Here is a 17,116-nt window from a genome sequence, read left to right as displayed (position 1 = left end):
AGCACTGCCGAGAATGGAAAACCCGTACGGGAATGAGACCGGGGCTGCCCGCCGGGGCCTCACCGGCCGTACGAAGCGGCTGGACGGGGCCCGGCGGACCCGGGGCGAACCTGTCGCGGGCGGACCCGAGGGCCCGGCGACGGTGGGGTACTCCCCCGCGTCACCGGGCCCTCGGTGGGATCACGCCCGGATCAGGGTCACGGCGTGGTCTTGACGGTGATCTTGCCGTCGACGATGTCCTTCTTGGCCTTCTCGACCGCGGCGATGACGTCGGTCATCTTCGTGTACGCCGGGTTGGAGGCGGCCAGGCCGACACCGTTGGACGCGAGGCCCATGCGGACCTCGCCGGACTGCGGCTTGCCGTCCTTGACCGACTTGATCAGGTTGAAGACCGAGCCCTGGACGTCCTTGGTGACCGAGGTCAGGATGTGGTCCTTGTAGGCGGCCAGACCCTTCTGCATGTACTGGTCGGAGTCCACGCCGATGGCCCACTTGCCGGCCTTGGCGGTGGCCTCGATCGCACCCGAACCGGCGAGACCGGCGGCCGAGTAGATCACGTCGGCGCCCTTGTCGAGCTGGCCCTGCGCGGCGGCCTTGCCGAGGTCGGGCTTCGAGAAGCCGTTGAAGTCCGGCGGCTGGGTCAGGTACTGGGTCAGTACCTTCGCCTTGGGGTCGGTGTCCTTGACGCCCTGGACGAAGCCGGCCTCGAACTTCTTGATCAGCGGAACCTCGACACCGCCGATGAAGCCGACCGTGTGGGACTTCGACGTCTTGGCGGCGGCGACGCCGGCCAGGTAGGAGCCCTGCTCCTCGTTGAAGACCAGGTTGGCGATGTTCGGGCCGGTCTTCGAGGTGTCGTCGATGATGCCGAAGGTGGTCTTCGGGTACGCCTTGGCGACCTTCTCGATGGCCGGGGCGTAGGCGAAGCCGACACCGATGACCGGGTTGTTGCCGGAGCGGGCCAGCGCGGTGAGGCGCTGCACCTTGTCGGCGTCGCTCTCGCCCTCGGACGGCTCGGCCTCGGCGCCCTTGACGCCGAGCTCCTTCTCGGCCTTCTGCAGACCCGCGTAGGCGGCGTCGTTGAAGGACTGGTCGCCGCGGCCGCCGATGTCGTACGCGATGGCGGCCTTGACGGCCTTGGAGTCGGAGGTCGACGAGGAGCCCGCCTCCGACGACGACTTGCCACACGCGGTGGCGGACAGCGCGAGCGCCGCGGAGGCGATGCCCACGGTGGTGATCCTGGTGATCCGGCGCAAGAGGAGGGTCCCTTCAAGACTGACCGAAAGCGCCTCTTCCGGCGCTGGTTTCGCCGCGATCGTAACGCGCGTAGATGTCAGTTAAAGACCCGTTCATGAGTCGTTATCGGATCGACGCGAACCAGCCAGAACGCCACGCAGGGCACCCATTCCGGTACGGTCCGACATCATCGCTGGTACGAGGCGGTGCCGCGGGCCCGCGAAGGGCCCGCCCCACCCCCGGACGGTATCCGTCCGGTGGCGGTCATGGCCGGAAATATCCGTATACACATCGGTGAACGGGGGCTATGCGCGCGCGTCCAGAAGGGCGGCGGCCGTGAACAATTCCACACCCACCGTGATGGCGTACTCGTCGACGTCGAAGTCGCCGGCGTGCAGATCGCGCACCCGGGTCTCGTCGGGGGCGCGGACGCCGAGCCGGGCCATGGCGCCGGGGACGTGCTCCAGGTACCAGGAGAAGTCCTCGCCGCCGAGCGACTGCTCGGTGTCCTCGACCGCGTCGGCGCCGAGCCGGGCCGTCATCGCCTCGCGGAGCAGATCGGCGACGGCCGGGTCGTTGACGACCGGGGGGACGCCGCGCACGTAGTCGACGGTCGACTTGGCCCGGTGCAGTGCGGCGACCTCGTCGATGGCGGCGTGGACCAGGTCGGGGGCCTCGCGCCAGGCCGGCAGGTCGAGGCAGCGCACGGTGCCGGACAGTTCGGCGTGCTGCGGGATGACGTTCGGCGCGTGGCCGGACTCGATCCGGCCCCAGGTGACCGAGAGTCCGGAGCGCGCGTCGATCCGCCGGGAGAGGACGGCCGGCACGTCGACCGCGATCCGGGCGGCGGCGGTGACCAGGTCGGTGGTCAGGTGCGGGCGGGCGGTGTGCCCGCCGGCACCGGACAGGGTGACCTCCAGACGGTCGCACGCGGAGGTGATGGGGCCGTGCCGCAGCCCGATCCGGCCGGCGTCGACCTTCGGGTCGCAGTGCACGGCGATGATCCGGCCGACCCCGTCGAGCACGCCGGCCTCGACGACGTCGGTGGCGCCGCCGGGCAGCACCTCCTCGGCGGGCTGGAAGATCAGCCGGACCGGCGCGGGCAGCCGGCCCTGGCGGTCGAGTGCGGCGAGGACCAGGCCGGCGCCCAGCGCGGCGGTGGTGTGGACGTCGTGGCCGCAGGCGTGCGCGCGGCCGGGCTCGGTGGAGCGGTACGGGACGGTCTTGGTGTCCGGGATGGGCAGCGCGTCGATGTCGGCGCGGATCGCCAGCACGGGGCGCCGCGTCGCGTCGCCGTCCGCCCCTCCGTCCGTGGCGTCCTTCTCGTCGAGGTCCCCTCTGATGTCCCCGCCCCCGTCGGCGTCCCCGTCGCGCGTGCCGATGTCGCACACCAGCCCCGTGCCGCCGGGGAGTACGCGCGGACGCAGCCCGGCGGCCTCCAGTCGGGCCTTGAGCACGGCGGTGGTGCGGAACTCCTGCTTGCCGAGTTCGGGGTGCATGTGCAAGTCCCGGCGAAACTCGATCAGTTCGGCACGCAGGGGTTCGGACAGCTTCCCGGGCAGCGCCGCGGGCGCCGGACCGGGGTCGGGCTCAGGGGACGTCAACTGGTTCACCTTGAAAAGGGTATGCCCGAAGAAGATCAACTACCCCTTGATCGCGAAAAGTTCGCCCCCTTAGGGGAAAGAATTTTGCCTTCCCGGGCTTGGAGACCGTCTTCCCTGGGTATGCCTACCCGAATTCGAGCCTCTCCGTACGGGTGGCACTGCCCACCACTCCGGCCAGGAAGCCCCGGGCCCGCGGCGAGGCGGTCTCCCTGATCCACTCCGGCGCTATCTCGCAGACGGCGACCTTCACCCCCGTACCGGCGAGCGCGAGCGGCAGAGTGTGCACGACCGTGGACGGGAAGCTCACGATGGTGCGGCCGACCGGCCCCCGGCGGGCCGTGAGTTCGAGCGGCAGCTCGGGGCGGACCACTTCGAGGCCGGTCTCGGCCGCGACGCGGTGCAGCTTGTCGGCGGCCTCGCGGCGGTGCGCGAAGTAGCGGGTGGCGCCGTGGGTGCGGGCCAGGACGGTGACGGCCCGCAGGTACTCGTCGGGGTCCACCACACCCGTCTCCACCAGCGAGGTGCCGACCAGGTCGGCGCCGCGGGTGAGCCGGGGCGGCCCGAACGCGGCCCGGGTCCAGGCGAAGTCGTTGACGGTGACGGTGGTGCCGGGCGGCGGTTCGACCGGCAGCGAGGTGAAGATCTCTATCGTGCGGTGCCGGCTCGGCGCGAGCTTGCGGCGGGCGAGCGAGGTCACCGGGGCGAGCGCGAGTTCGCGCGGCCCCAGGTTGCCCCGCCGGTGCCAGCGCACCAGGCGCTCGCCGCGCGCGAGCTGCGCGGCGTACTCCATGGTGGCGGTGCCGTCGTCGACGACGGTGACCCGGCGGGGGCCGTAGAGGGTGAGCAGCAGCTGGACGTAGCGCGAGAACGGGTCTCCGACGATGACCCGGTCCGCGGCGCGCAGCGGCCCGGCCAGCTCCCCCAGGGTCCGTACCACCGCGCCCTTGCCCTGGCGGGCGTCCTGCCAGGTCACGGTGACGCCCTCGTCCCGGGCCAGCTGGGCCATCCGGCGCAGCTGGCCGCGGGACATGGGGTCGGTGGGCGCGAGGACGACGACGTGGAGGCCGGCGTGCGCGAGCGAGGGCGCGCGGGGCGCGGGGGCCTCGCCGTCCGGGGCCCCTTCCGGGGTCTCGGTGCCGTGGGTCTCGGTGCCGCGGGTCTCGGTGCCGCGGGTCTCGCTGTCGCGCGAGGCCTCCCCCGGAGCCGCGCCGGGGGCCTCCCCCGGGGCCGCGTCCGGCGCGGCACCCGGGGTCCCGCCGCGGGCGGGCTGCGGCGGGACGACGGCGAGGGGGCGGGGACGCCCGAGGGCGTCTGCGTAGGCCCACTCCAGGACGTTCAGGAGCTGGACCGGGCTCTCGACGAACGCCAGCCGGCCGGTCATGCGGCGACGGCGCCCTGGACCCGGCGGAGCTTCTTCATCGGGCCGAGCTCCGACTCGTAGACCTTCTTCACGCCGTCGCCGAGCGCGGTCTCGATGGCGCGGATGTCGCGGACGAGGCGCGCGAGGCCCTGCGGCTCGACGGAGGCGGCCTGGTCGGAGCCCCACATGGCGCGGTCGAGGGTGATGTGGCGCTCGACGAAGGTGGCGCCGAGGGCGACGGCGGCGAGCGTGGTCGACAGGCCGGTCTCGTGGCCGGAGTAGCCGATCGGGACGTTCGGGTACGCCTCCTGGAGCGTCTGGATGACGCGCAGGTTCAGCTCCTCGGCCTTGGCCGGGTAGGTCGAGGTGGCGTGGCAGAGCAGGATGTTGTCGCTGCCGAGGACCTCGACGGCGTGCCGGATCTGCTTCGGGGTGGACATGCCGGTGGAGAGGATCACCGTGCGGCCGGTGGCGCGCAGTTCGCGCAGCAGCTCGTCGTCGGTGAGGGAGGCGGAGGCCACCTTGTGGGCGGGCACGTCGAACTTCTCCAGGAAGGCGACGGCCTCGGTGTCCCACGGGGAGGCGAACCAGTCGATGCCGCGCTTCGCGCAGTGCTCGTCGATGGCGCGGTACTCGTCCTCGCCGAACTCGACGCGGTGGCGGTAGTCGATGTACGTCATCCGGCCCCAGGGGGTGTCGCGCTCGATGTCCCACTGGTCGCGCGGGGTGCAGATCTCCGGGGTGCGCTTCTGGAACTTCACGGCGTCGCAGCCGGCTTCGGCGGCCACGTCGATGAGCGCGAGGGCGTTGTCCAGGTCGCCGTTGTGGTTGATGCCGATCTCGCCCGTGACGTAGACGGGGTGGCCGGGGCCGGCGGTCTTGGCGCCGAGGGTGCGCAGGCGGGTGTTGCTCATGATCGTGGTTCCTTACGAATCGTCCGACGAAGCGGGGGTGTTGAGCTCGGGTCCGAGGAGCCAGGCGGCGATCTCGCGGATCGCGCCGAAGCCGCCGGGAGTGTCGGTGACCGCGCGGGCCGCGGCCCGTACGGAGTCGTGGGCGCTGCCCACCGCGACGGGCCAGCCGACGAGGTGGAAGCAGGGGAGGTCGTTGACGTCGTTGCCGGCGTAGAGCACGCGCGCGGGGTCGACGCCCTGCTCGTCGCACCATGCCTTGAGGGCGAGGTCCTTGCGGTCCACGCCGTGCAGGACGGGGATCCTGAGCTTGCGGGCGCGGGCGGCGACGACGGGGTTCTGCTCGGTGGACAGGATCAGCAGCCGTGTCCCGGCGCGGCGCAGGGCGGCGATGCCGAGGCCGTCGCCACGGTGCACGGAGACGAACTCCCGTCCGTCGGCGTCGATATGGACGCGGTCGTCGGTCTGGGTGCCGTCGAAGTCGAGGACGACGGCGTCGACGTCCGCGAGGGCCGGGGTGGCCGGGGTGTCGAGGAGCGGCGCGAGGGCGCGGGCGCGGGCCAGGTCGTGCGGGTCGTCGATCTCCAGGACCCGGGCGGGGTCGGTGACGACGAGCGCGGTGCGGCCGAAGAAGCGGTGCCGGTGGGTACGGAAGCCCTCGGCGGCCATCGCGTAGACGGCGCCGGTCTCCAGGTACTCGGGCTCGCGGTCCTGGCGGCGCGGACGGTGGGCCTTGTCGTGGTTGACGCCGGTGGCACCGGTCGCGTCGGCCCCGTCGGCCCCGTGGTCCTCGGGTCCCTGCTTCCAGAGGAAGCCGTGGCTCGGGGCGGCGGTGAAGGCGGTGTCGGCGGCGCCGGAGGCCACCTTCGCCGCCGTCGCGTCGACTTCCTCCGCCATGAGGAAGGGGCTGGTGCACTGGACGAGCAGGACGACGTCGGCGGTACGGCCGTGCAGGGCCTCGAAGGTGTCGAGGGCGTGCAGCACGGCGGACTCGCTGGTGGCGGTGTCGCCGGCGAGCGCGTCGGGCCGCCGGACGGCCTCGGCGCCGTGGGCGCGGGCCGCGTCGGCGAGGGCCGCGTCGTCGGTGGAGACGACGACATGGGTGACGGCGGGCGCGCCGAGGCAGGCCTGGACGGCCCGGCCGACCAGCGGGATCCCGGCCACCCGGGCGAGGTTCTTGCCGGGGACGCCCTTGGAGCCGCCCCGGGCGGGGATGACCGCGAGCACGGTCGGGGCCGTCGGTGCGTCCGCGGGCGTCGCGGCCGGCGTGGGCGTCGCGGCCGGCGTGGGCGTCGTGGCCGGCGTGGGCGTCGTGGCCGGCGCGGGCGTCGCCTGGGCAGGCGTGGTCGGTACGGGCATCACAGGTCTCCCAGGCGTCGGATGACGGGTGCCACGCGCTGCACGCCGTGGCGGTAGGCGCCGCGCGCGACCTCGCGCACGACCCGGCGCACACCGCTCGCGCGGGGCGCGGACGCGGTGACGTCGAGGCGGTGGCGGGCGAGGATGCCGGGCAGATAGCCGCCGGCGCTCGACTCCGTGTAGTACGGGGCGACGGGCGGCAGCGCGGGTCCGGCGAGGAGCGCGGCGACCCGCTCGCGGGCGGCGTCGAAGGCGCGGTCGTACCCGCCGTCGGCGGCGACGCCCTGCCGGGCCAGCCAGTCCTCGTCGGGCTCCGGCGCCTCCTTGCCGTCGAGGCGGTCGAAGGAGGTGAGCAGCCCGGAGCCGAGGAAGTGGTGGTTGCCGAGCGCCTCGCGCACCCCGAGGTCGGTGAGGATCGCGGTGGGGATACGCCGGTGCAGGGATTCGAGCGCGGCCGTGGAGGAGACGGTGACCAGCAGGTCGGTGCGGTCCAGGACCTCGCCCATGTGCCCGTACACGAGACGGAAGTTGGGCGGGGTGTCGAGGTCGCGCACCAGCTTCTGGTACGGGAACTCCTCCAGGTGCGTGGTGTGTTCGCCGGGCTTGGAGCGCAGCTTCAGCAACACCTCCCGGTCCGGGTGCCGTTGCGCGTGCTCGATCAGGCGGCGCAGCACGTAGGCGCGCTCGGCCCGGGTGACGGGCACCGACGGCTGGGCGGCGAACACCAGGGTGTCGCGGCCGGGTTCGGGGGTGTACGGGGCTCCGCCGAGGAACGGCAGCGCGGCTTCGACCACGCTCGACGGGTCGGCGCCCACTCCCTCGTACACGGCGCGGAAACGGTCCGCGTCGTGACGGGAGTTGGCGAGCACGACGTCCGCGCCGTGGCGCAGCAGCAGTCCGTCGGCGAGCTTCTCGTAGACCACGCCGACATAGCCGGCGACGAGCACCGGCCGGCGCTCCAGGCCGAGTTCGGCGATGCCCTGGAGCAGGGCGCGGACGGTGCCGCCGACGAGGGCGAGCACGATCACGTCGTATCCCTCGCCGCGGGCGGCGGCGTCGCGTACCTCGCGCAGGAACTCCGCACCGGTCACCTCGCGCGGTGTCACCGGGGACACGGCGGTCTCGGCGAGCTGGCGGGGGGTGGGGGTGGCACGGCCGCGCAGGACGAATCCGGTGGGCTCGGCGGCTTCCGTCGTCCCGGGGGCTTCGGCGTCGGCGCCGCTTCCCGGCATTTCCGGGGTGATTCTGCGTGCGGTGAGCACGCCCCATTTCCACCGGGTGTCGGAATCGGCGAGAACGGCGACGCGCACCGCTCGTTCGGTACGTGAGGACACGTCGAGGACGCTAGGAGGGATACGGGATTCGCGGCCCAACACGGCTGCAACAAAGGGTGAACAGCACTCAGCCGCCGGGCGGGAAACGGACAGAAAGGGGCCGTGAACCAGGGCGGTTAAGGGGCCCGCCGCTTCGTGTTCACCGCTTGTCCCCTTTCCGGTCAGGGCGAATGCCGGGTCGGCGCCTAGCGTCGGCCGCGTGGTCAAGCTCTCCGTCGTCGTGCCGTTCCACAACGTGCAGACATACGCCTCCGACACCCTGCGAAGCCTGCGCGCGAACGCCCGCGAGGACTTCGAGTTCCTGCTCGTCGACGACTGTTCGACGGACGGGACCACCGAACTCCTGGCCCGGGCCGAGCACGAGATCCCCGGCGCGCGGCTGCTCCGGCACGCCCGCAACCAGGGCCTCGCCACCGCGCGCAACACCGGACTCGACGCCGCCCGCGGCGCGTATCTGACCTTCCTCGACGGGGACGACTGGCTGTCCCCCGGCTACTACGCGCGGCTCGTCGCCGATCTCGACGCGCTGGACTGCGACTTCCTGCGGGTCGACCACGTCCAGGTCACCGGCCGCAAGCGGTCGCTGCGCCGGGTCCCGGTGGGACGGCGCGGCGTGGTGCTGTCGCCGCGCGGCGTGATCCTGCCGGCCGACCGGTCGACCGCCGTCGACTATCCGTACGCCTGGGCCGGGATCTACCGGCGGCGGCTGCTCGACCGGGGGCTCCTGCGCTTCACCGACGGGCTGCGCACGGCCGAGGACCGGCCGTGGATCTGGCGGCTGCACCGGGAAGCGGAATCCTTCGCCGTCACCGGTGAACCCGGAATCTTCTACCGGCGCGGAGTCGCCACGTCGCTCACCCAGATCGGGGATGTCCGGCAACTCGATTTCCTGCGCGCTTTCGACCAGGTCGTCGAGGAGACGAGTGCCGATCCGGAAGCGGATCTGCTGCTCCCGAAAGCCGTCCGCACCTATTGCGCGGTGATTTCCCATCACCTCGGGAACATCGACCGATTCGAGCCGGGAGTGGGCCGCGAATTGCGGATACGGAGCGCGGCGGCCCTGCGCCGGCTGCCGCGGGACGTGCTCGCCGACGCCCTGACGGCGATGGGCGAGGACCGCGCGGGCCCGCTGCGCCGCCTCCGGCGCCGCCGGACGGCCCCGGGCCCGCAGACCGCCACCGCCGACGGGACGCGGGCCGCGGCCCCGGCCACCTCCGACACCGCGGCCCACCAGGAGACGAACGCCGTATGAGCAGCAGCACCACCCAGATCTTCTACGCGTCCACGCTGTACGGCGCCGCGACGCTGGCCGCCGCCCTCGACAGCGGCCGCTTCGCGCCGGCCGGGCGGCGGCTGCTCCTCGTCTCCACCAACGCGGCCGTGCCGGAGACCACCACCCCGGTGCACCGGATGCCCGGCTTCGAGCGGCTGCGCGACCGCTTCGACGAGGTCCTGGACTGGAACGAGGCGATCGAGCCGCTGCACCCGGGCGGCTGGACGCCCCGCGCGGACGACCTGCCGATGCTCCAGCGGTATCTGCGGCAGCTGTGGAAGCTGGACGGCGGCCCGGGCAGGAAGCTCGAACTCGTCGTGGAGTCCCTCCAGGTCGCGCCCGCGCTGACGATCGCGCGGCTGCTGCCGGAGGCGTCCATCGACGTGTACGCGGACGGGCTGATGAGCTACGGGCCCACCCGCAACCGGATCGACCCGCTGGTCGGCGAGCGGGTGCGGCGGCTGCTGCACCTCGACCTGGTGCCGGGGCTCACGCCGCTGCTGCTCGCGGAGTTCGGGGCGGTCGCCGAGGCCGTACCGGCCGAGGCGTTCACGAAGGTCGTGGAGGAGCTGGCCGGACCGGCCCCGGAATCGGCAGCCGAAGCGGAGGCGGAAGCGGAGGCCGGGCCGGTGCTGCTGCTCGGCCAGTACCTGGCCGCGCTCTCCCTCCTCACCCCCGAGGAGGAGGGCGAACTGCATCTGCGGATGGTGCGGGGCGCGGTCGCCCGCGGCCACCGCCGGCTCGTCTTCAAGCCGCACCCGAGCGCCCCCGACGCCTGGTCGGCGGCCCTCGTCCGGGAGGCGGCGGCACTGGGCGCCGAACTGACCGTCCTGGACCGGCCGGTGCTCGCCGAGGTGCTGTACCGGGAGCTGCGGCCCGCGCTCGTGGTGGGCTGCTTCTCGACGGCGCTGTTCACGGCGAGCGCCTTCTACGGGCTCGCCACGGCCCGGGTCGGCACCCGGCCGCTGCTCGCCCGGCTCACGCCGTACCAGAACAGCAACCGGATCCCGCTCGTCCTCGCGGACGCGCTCGTCCCGGACCTGGAGGAGCCCGCCGGAGCGGCCCCCCTGGCGGGGGACGCGCTGGCGGACCTGGTGGCGACGGTCGGGTTCGTGATGCAGCCGCGGCTGCGGCCCGACCTGCGGGACGCGGCCGTACGGCATCTGTCCGGCCCGCACGCGGCCGCCGCCCGGCACCACGTCACGCTGCGCCGGCTGACCTCGCTGGGCCTGCCCGGCGGGCTGCCCGTCCCCCGCCACCCGGGGCTGCGCCGGCTGGCCCGCCGCGCCCTGAAGCTGCGGCGGCGGGCGCTGCGGGCGGCCTCGTCGGTCAGGCGCGGGTGACCGGCTCCTGGATCTCGGTGACCCAGCCGGCCGGGTCCTCGGGGCACTCCAGGTAGAGCTCGCGGGCGTATCCGGCCGACTGGTAGCCGTTGGTGCCGATCCAGGCGGCCAGGGCCTGCTCGGTCGGCAGGATGGCGTCCATGGAGCCCCGGTGGACGATGGTGGCGGCCTCCTCGACGCCCGGCAGGACGTGCACCCGCACGCCCTCCGCGGCCGTGCCCTCCGGGACGCTCGTCCCGGCGTGCACGACGATCGAGCCGTCACCCTGGCCCGCGTCCTCGTAGTACGCGATGCCCGGGCCGAACCCGGTGACGCCCGCGCGCTCCAGGCGGGCGCACAGCTCCTCGTACAGCGGGCCGATGACCGGCGTGATGTCCTTCGGGCCGAAGCTCGCGGCGGTGCCGCTCAGCTCGGCGATCCGGACGGCCGGGATCCGCTTGACGACGACGTCCTGCGTGGACATGTGTCCCTCGCTTTCGATGGCTCGGAGCCGCGCGCCGACCTGGGCGAGCCGCGCCCGCGCCGCGTCCAGGGCCGATTCCAGTTCGGCCTGGCGCAGCCGCAGCATCCCGCGCAGCTCGTCCGCGCCGATCTCGTCGTCGAGGATGGCCCCCACCTGTTCCAGGGTGAAGCCGAGATCCTTGAGCGCGATGACGCGGTTGAGCCGGGCGAGCTGGTCCGCCGTGTAGTGGCGGTAGCCGCTGTACGGGTCGACACGGGCCGGGCGCAGCAGTCCGATGGCGTCGTAGTGACGCAGCATGCGGACCGACACCCGCCCGTACCGGGCGAAGTCTCCGATGGTGAACATGACGCCTCCTACGGGACCGCCTCACACGGTGTCAGGGTCAAACAGGCCGGAAGAAAGGCCTCAGGCCGCGCTGCTCAGCGAGAGCTTCACGGCGAAGCCGAGGAAGAGCGCGCCGGCGGCCGAGGTCGCCCCGGCGGACAGCCGCTTGCGGCGGCGGAAGGCGGCGGCGAGCCGCGTGCCGCTGAAGATGAGGGTGGTGAGGTAGAGGAAGCTGCCGAGCTGCAGCAGGCTGCCCAGGAGCAGGAAGGACAGCGCCGGATAGGCGTAGGAGGAGTCCACGAACTGCACGAAGAAGGAGATCAGGAAGAGGATCGCCTTCGGGTTGAAGAGGCTGATGACCAGGGCCCGGCGGTACGGATGCTCCGCGGCCTCGGTCGCCTGCGCCGCCTGGACGGCCTGGGCCGCGCCGGGCTCGTCCGGTACGAGCTCCTGACCGCGCGAGCGCCACATGGCGAGGGCGGAGCGCAGCATCCCGTACGCCATCCACGTCAGATAGCCCGCGCCCGCGTACTTCACGACGAGGAAGAGCAGGGGCGTGGTCTGGAGCAGCGAGGCCGCGCCGAGGGCGGCGAGGGTCATCAGGACCGTGTCGCCGGTGAAGACGCCGGCGGCGGCCTTGTAGCCGGTCCGGGTGCCTTTTCGGGCGGCGACGGACAGCACGTAGAGCGAGTTCGGGCCCGGCAGGAGAATGATGACGGCGAGGCCCGCGAGATAGGTCGGCAGATCGGTGACACCCAGCATGGAGCGGAGTGTCGCACACCAGTACGACGCTCCGCTCTCGGGTTTCACCAGCCGGAATCAGCCCCTCCGAGGGCCTCCGGAATCCGGCCGGAACCCGGCTCCGGAGACCCCTGGAACGGGGCTGCCCGACGACGCCGGGAAGGCGTCAGAACGCGTCCGTCGGCACGTACGTGCCCCACACCTGGCGCAGCGCGTCGCACACCTCGCCGACCGTGGCCCGCGCCTTCAGCGCCGTCTTCATCGGGTACAGGACGTTGTCCGTGCCCTCCGCCGCCTTCTTCAGCTCGACGAGCGCCGCGTCCACCGCCGCCTGGTCGCGCCCGGCGCGCAGCGTGGCGAGCCGCTCGGCCTGCTGCGCCTCGATCGCCGGGTCGACGCGCAGCGGCTCGTACGGCTCCTCGACGTCGATGGTGTAGCGGTTGACGCCGACGACGACCCGCTCGCCGGAGTCGGTCTCCTGCGCGACGCGGTACGCCGAGCGCTCGATCTCGCTCTTCTGGAAGCCGCGCTCGATCGCGTCGACCGCGCCGCCCAGCTCCTCGACCTTGCCCATGAGTGCGACGGCCGCGGCCTCGACCTCGTCGGTCATCCGCTCCACCACGTAGCTGCCCGCGAACGGGTCGACGGTGGCGGTGACGTCGGTCTCGTACGCGAGGACCTGCTGCGTCCGCAGCGCGAGCCGCGCCGACTTGTCCGTCGGCAGCGCGATGGCCTCGTCGAAGGAGTTGGTGTGCAGCGACTGCGTGCCGCCGAGGACGGCCGCGAGGCCCTGCACCGCGACGCGCACCAGGTTGACCTCGGGCTGCTGCGCGGTGAGCTGCACGCCGGCGGTCTGGGTGTGGAAGCGCAGCATCAGCGACTTGGGGTTCTTCGCGCCGAACTCCTCCTTCATCACCCGCGCCCAGATCCGGCGCGCCGCGCGGAACTTGGCGACCTCCTCCAGGATCGTCGTCCGCGCCACGAAGAAGAACGACAGGCGCGGCGCGAAGTCGTCCACGTCCATGCCGGCGGCGACGGCCGTCCGGACGTACTCGATGCCGTCGGCGAGCGTGAACGCGATCTCCTGCGCGGGCGAGGCGCCGGCCTCGGCCATGTGGTAGCCGGAGATCGAGATGGTGTTCCACTTCGGGATCTCGGCCTTGCAGTACTTGAAGATGTCCGCGATCAGCCGCAGCGACGGCTTGGGCGGGAAGATGTACGTGCCGCGGGCGATGTACTCCTTCAGCACGTCGTTCTGGATCGTGCCGGTCAGCTTCCCGGCCTCGACGCCCTGCTCCTCGGCGACCAGCTGGTACATCAGGAGCAGCAGCGCGGCGGGGGCGTTGATGGTCATCGACGTCGAGACCTTGTCGAGCGGGATGCCGTCGAACAGCACCCGCATGTCGTCGACCGAGTCGATCGCCACGCCGACCTTGCCGACCTCGCCGTGCGAGAGGGGCGCGTCGGAGTCGTGGCCCATCTGGGTCGGCAGGTCGAAGGCGACCGACAGGCCCATGGTGCCGTTGTCGATGAGCTGCTTGTAGCGGGCGTTGGACTCCACGGCGGTGCCGAAGCCCGCGTACTGGCGCATGGTCCACGGCCGGCCGGTGTACATCGTCGGGTACACACCCCGGGTGAACGGGTACGCGCCCGGCTCGCCCAGCTTCTCGGCCGGATCCCAGCCCTCCAGGGCGTCCGGTCCGTAGACCGGCTCGATGGGCAGTCCCGACTCCGACTCGCGCGCCATGTGATGTGCCTCCCGATCAACCGCTGCTGCTCAGCGGCTACTCAACCGCTACTCGTGGGTACCGACCCCTCGCTGCGGACTGTAGTGCCGGGCGTGCGGCACGGAGGAGAGCAGCCCGCTGGGACCTTCCTCACAGCATGCCCGTCTCGATTCGGTCACGTGCGCAACCGCCGCGCGGCGGGGACGCATCCCTGGGGTACACACGTAGGTACACGCGGTTTTCCCCGGGGGGCATCGATGAAGCGTTCGTCGTCCGTCATACGCGCGGCGGTCCTGGCCGCCGCGGCCGCCGTCCTGGCGGTGGGCTGCACGCCCACGGCCGACGGTCCGGGCGCCGGATCGGGTACGGGTACGGCGCCGACCCCGGCCGACCGGGTCACGGCACCCGCCCCGTCGACGCCCCCGTCGACGCCGTCCACCGGCACGCCGTCACACAAGCCGGCCAAGCCTCCCCAGCCGTCCGGGCCCGCCACGCCGTCCGCGAAGCCGACGGCGGACGGCAAGCCGCCGGCACCCACGGCCACCCCCACGCCCCGGCCCACCCCCACGGTGAAGATCCTCATGGCCGAGGGCGCCGAGAACGCGCGGGTCCGCGAACTCCAGGCGCGGCTGCGGCAGGCCGGCGTCTTCGACCGGGCGCCCACCGGCTTCTACGGGTCGATCACCACGGCCGCGGTCCGCTCGTACCAGCGCGGGCACGGGCTGTCCGTGACCGGCTCGGTCGACCAGAAGACCTGGGACAAGCTGGTCGCGGCGACGCACCGGCCGACCGCCGCCGAGCTGCGCCCGCCGACCACCAACGTCCTCGACAAGCCCGATCCGCGCTGTATGACCGGGCGGGTGCTGTGCATCAGCAAGGAGAGCCGGACGCTCGCCTGGATGATCGACGGCAAGGTCGTGTCGGCGATGGACGTGCGCTTCGGTTCGGAGAACACCCCGACCCGCGAGGGCATCTTCAAGGTGGAGTGGAAGGCCCGGGACTGGACGTCGACGATCTACCACTCGCCGATGCCGTACTCGATGTTCTTCAGCGGCGGCCAGGCGGTGCACTACTCGGCGGACTTCGCGGCCCGCGGCTACAACGGGGCGTCGCACGGCTGCGTCAACGTCCGCGACCGGTCGAAGCTCGCCTCCGTCTTCGACCAGGTGAAGGTCGGCGACAAGGTCGTCGTCCACTGGTGACGCGAGGGACCTGAAGGAGAAGGGGCGCGGGCGGGACCGGGGGAACGTGTCCCGCCCGCGCCAGGTGCGCCGAGCCGGAAGGTACGGGGGGAACCCCGGCTCTGTGCGCTCGCCGATGACCAGTCGGCTCACTCTCTACTGCGCCACGGGGCCGGAAAGTGTCACACCACTCGGCATATGCCATGCGGCGGGCGGGTTACGGGCGCACTACGCGCGGGGGTGACCGGAGCCGCGCGACGCGTTCTGACGGCCCTGGTTCGCCGGGACGCCCTGGGCTCCCTGCTTGCCCTTGCCGGCCTTGCCGCCCTTGTCGCTCTGGATGGATTGGCCCGACTGACCGGGCTGACCGGGCCGGCCGTTCCCGGCGGACCGGCCGTGGTTCTTGTCGCCGCGGCCCTGGTTCCCGTCACCCTCGGAGTCGCCCCCGTCGGCGCCCGAACCGGAGCCGGAGCCGCCGCCGTTCCCGGAGTTGTTGCCGGAGCCCGAACCGGACCCGGACCCAGTGCCGTTGTCGTTGTCGTTCCCGTTGCCGTTGCCGGAGCCGCCGTTGTTCCCGGAGGACGTACGGCCGCCGGACGGCGTACGTCCCGCGGAGGGCGTCGTCGACGGGCGGTCGGGGCCGCCGGACAGCAGCCGGTCGCAGTAGCGCTTGACGGTCTCGCCGTTCCGGAGCAGGTTCGCGAGCCGCTGCCGGCCGGCCGGCGCGAGCGTGCCCGCGCGGTAGTCCTGGCAGGCCCGGAACGACCGGGCACGGCCGGCCGCGCCCTCCCCGTCCTCGTCCTGGTCCGGCCCGGTGCCCCTGCCGGGCCCGGTGGTGGCACCGGCCGAAGCGCCGTCGGACGCACCCGGGGTGATGCCCGGGGCGGAGGTGCCGCCGGGCGTGCCGGACGGCCGCCCGGGGCCGCCGGAGGGGAGCGCGGGCAGTTCGGAGCCGATGCCGCCGGCCGTCGTGGAATTGCCCGGGCCGGGGGTGTCGACGGCGGTGACCTCGCGGGCCGCCGGGTGCGAGGTCAGCGGCAGCACGCCCGTACCGGCGGCGACGGCGACCCCGCCGACCGTGACGGCGGCGAACGCGGCGGCGAGCCCGTACCGCAGCGACCGTCCCCAGCGACGGCTCCCGGCGACGGGCGCGAGCCGGACGGCGCCGAGGTCGGCCTGCGTGCCCGCCCCGGCGGACGCGGCCGGGACGCGGGCGGTTCCGGCGGCCCGGCCGGCGGCGGACGCGCGGAAGGCGGCCAGGGCGGCGGCCTCGCCGGGGAGTTCGCCGTCGGGGCCGACGGCGGTCAGGGGCGGGAGGGGCGTACGGGCCGATTCGAGGGCGCGCGCGAGCAGCCGGGCCTCGTCGCGGGCGGTGTCGTCGAGACGGTCGACCGGGTCGACGGGCTCACCGCGCAGCAGCCGCTCCGCGGCCTCCTGGTCGAGCCATGCATACCGCTCGTCGGCCATCACATGTCCTTCTGCGTCCGCGCGCGCGTTTGCGTCACACGTCCGGGGGTCGGAGCTCCGGCCCGCACGGCGCGCTGCGCGGGCACCCCGTCGAGCGGGCCGGCGTCGCCGTCGGGGCCGGACGCGCCGAGGAGTTCGGTGAGTTTCTTCAGGCCGCGGTGGGCGGCGGTGCGGACGGCGCCGGGGCGTTTGCCGAGGGTGTCGGCGGCGCTCTTGGCGTCCAGGCCGACGACGACGCGCAGCACCACGGCCTCGGCCTGGTCCTGGGGCAGTTGGGCGATGAGATGCATGGTGCGGCCGGTGGCCAGGGCCTCCAGTGCCTCGTCCGCGGTGTCGGACTCGGCGGGCGTGTCGGTGAGTTCGGTCTCGTCGCCGCCGATGGCGGGGCGCCGGCCGCGCATCCGGATGTGGTCCAGGGCCCGGTTGCGGGCGATCCGGGCGGCCCAGCCGCGGAACCGGTCGGCGTCGCCGGCGAAACGGTCGAGGTCGCGGGCGATCTGCAGCCAGCTCTCGGAGGTGACGTCCTCGGCGTCGGCCTCGCCGACGAGCGTGCGCACGTACCCGAGGAGCCGGGGATGGACCGCGCGGTACACGGCGCGGAAGGCTTGCTCGTCGCCGTTCTGCGCGGCGAGCACTGCGGCCGTCAGCTCCGCCTCGTCCCCCAGCACTCCCCACACCTGTCCATCGTCGCGCTCATCGCGGCTGGTGGTCACCGCCACGCCGCCCCCGGGCGCAGCAGCACGCTACGTCTTTCCCGGGCACCGCGTCCACGCGGTACGGATCTTTGTACAAC

The 17,116-nt window shown here is 73.1% G+C and carries 14 protein-coding genes; 3 read left to right on the top strand and 11 right to left on the bottom strand.

From position 1 onward, the window contains the following. Positions 1–197: 197 nt before the first annotated feature. From ABZ693_RS24335 to ABZ693_RS24310, 6 genes are all read right to left on the bottom strand, one after another. Positions 198–1,256, bottom strand: a complete 1,059-nt coding sequence (locus ABZ693_RS24335) for a BMP family lipoprotein (protein WP_359880929.1) — start codon at positions 1,254–1,256, stop codon at positions 198–200. 285 nt (positions 1,257–1,541) lie between these two features. Next, on the bottom strand, positions 1,542–2,849 hold the full coding sequence (locus tag ABZ693_RS24330) for an amidohydrolase (protein ID WP_359880927.1): 1,308 nt from the start codon (positions 2,847–2,849) through the stop codon (positions 1,542–1,544). Between the two features lie 115 nt (positions 2,850–2,964). Then, positions 2,965–4,221, bottom strand: a complete 1,257-nt coding sequence (locus ABZ693_RS24325) for a hypothetical protein (RefSeq protein WP_359880925.1) — start codon at positions 4,219–4,221, stop codon at positions 2,965–2,967. Continuing rightward, on the bottom strand, positions 4,218–5,114 hold the full coding sequence (locus ABZ693_RS24320) for an N-acetylneuraminate synthase family protein (protein WP_359880923.1): 897 nt from the start codon (positions 5,112–5,114) through the stop codon (positions 4,218–4,220). The genes ABZ693_RS24325 and ABZ693_RS24320 overlap by 4 nt, the downstream gene beginning before the upstream one ends. A 12-nt stretch (positions 5,115–5,126) precedes the next feature. After that, the gene (locus ABZ693_RS24315) at positions 5,127–6,470 is read right to left on the bottom strand and encodes a cytidylyltransferase domain-containing protein (protein ID WP_359880921.1); all 1,344 of its coding nucleotides are present in this window, start codon (positions 6,468–6,470) and stop codon (positions 5,127–5,129) included. Next, a complete protein-coding gene (locus tag ABZ693_RS24310) occupies positions 6,470–7,804 on the bottom strand; it encodes a DUF6716 putative glycosyltransferase (RefSeq protein ID WP_359880919.1) in 1,335 nt (444 codons plus the stop codon). Before ABZ693_RS24310 ends, ABZ693_RS24315 begins: the two co-directional genes overlap by 1 nt. 199 nt (positions 7,805–8,003) lie before the next feature. Here ABZ693_RS24310 and ABZ693_RS24305 point away from each other — a divergent pair, with 199 nt between their 5' ends. Together ABZ693_RS24305 and ABZ693_RS24300 are read left to right on the top strand one after the other, a co-directional pair. Beyond that, positions 8,004–9,056, top strand: a complete 1,053-nt coding sequence (locus tag ABZ693_RS24305; RefSeq protein WP_359880917.1) for a glycosyltransferase family 2 protein — start codon at positions 8,004–8,006, stop codon at positions 9,054–9,056. Further along, a complete protein-coding gene (locus ABZ693_RS24300; protein WP_359880915.1) occupies positions 9,053–10,420 on the top strand; it encodes a polysialyltransferase family glycosyltransferase in 1,368 nt (455 codons plus the stop codon). The genes ABZ693_RS24305 and ABZ693_RS24300 overlap by 4 nt, the downstream gene beginning before the upstream one ends. On the opposite strand, the gene ABZ693_RS24295 is transcribed toward ABZ693_RS24300, so the two are convergent. From ABZ693_RS24295 to ABZ693_RS24285, 3 genes are all read right to left on the bottom strand, one after another. Next, entirely contained in the window at positions 10,407–11,228 is an 822-nt protein-coding gene (locus tag ABZ693_RS24295) for a MerR family transcriptional regulator (RefSeq protein ID WP_359880912.1), read from the bottom strand. The two genes, ABZ693_RS24300 and ABZ693_RS24295, sit on opposite strands and share 14 nt — an antisense overlap. 60 nt (positions 11,229–11,288) lie before the next feature. Continuing rightward, on the bottom strand, positions 11,289–11,969 hold the full coding sequence (gene leuE / locus ABZ693_RS24290) for a leucine efflux protein LeuE (protein ID WP_359880910.1): 681 nt from the start codon (positions 11,967–11,969) through the stop codon (positions 11,289–11,291). 145 nt (positions 11,970–12,114) lie between these two features. Further along, a complete protein-coding gene (locus tag ABZ693_RS24285) occupies positions 12,115–13,695 on the bottom strand; it encodes an acyl-CoA mutase large subunit family protein (RefSeq protein ID WP_359880908.1) in 1,581 nt (526 codons plus the stop codon). 237 nt (positions 13,696–13,932) lie between these two features. Here ABZ693_RS24285 and ABZ693_RS24280 point away from each other — a divergent pair, with 237 nt between their 5' ends. After that, positions 13,933–14,877, top strand: coding sequence for a L,D-transpeptidase family protein (locus tag ABZ693_RS24280; protein WP_359880906.1), 945 nt, complete (start codon positions 13,933–13,935; stop codon positions 14,875–14,877). A gap of 207 nt (positions 14,878–15,084) precedes the next feature. On the opposite strand, the gene ABZ693_RS24275 is transcribed toward ABZ693_RS24280, so the two are convergent. Together ABZ693_RS24275 and ABZ693_RS24270 are read right to left on the bottom strand one after the other, a co-directional pair. Beyond that, a complete protein-coding gene (locus tag ABZ693_RS24275; RefSeq protein ID WP_359880904.1) occupies positions 15,085–16,323 on the bottom strand; it encodes a serine/threonine-protein kinase in 1,239 nt (412 codons plus the stop codon). Next, a complete protein-coding gene (locus tag ABZ693_RS24270) occupies positions 16,323–16,991 on the bottom strand; it encodes an RNA polymerase sigma factor (protein ID WP_359881006.1) in 669 nt (222 codons plus the stop codon). Before ABZ693_RS24270 ends, ABZ693_RS24275 begins: the two co-directional genes overlap by 1 nt. Positions 16,992–17,116: the final 125 nt, after the last annotated feature.

Origin of the sequence: Streptomyces laurentii (assembly GCF_040635425.1) — a bacterium.
GTDB classification, from domain to species: Bacteria; Actinomycetota; Actinomycetes; order Streptomycetales; family Streptomycetaceae; genus Streptomyces; species Streptomyces laurentii.
This window is presented reverse-complemented; position numbering and strand designations above follow the sequence as displayed.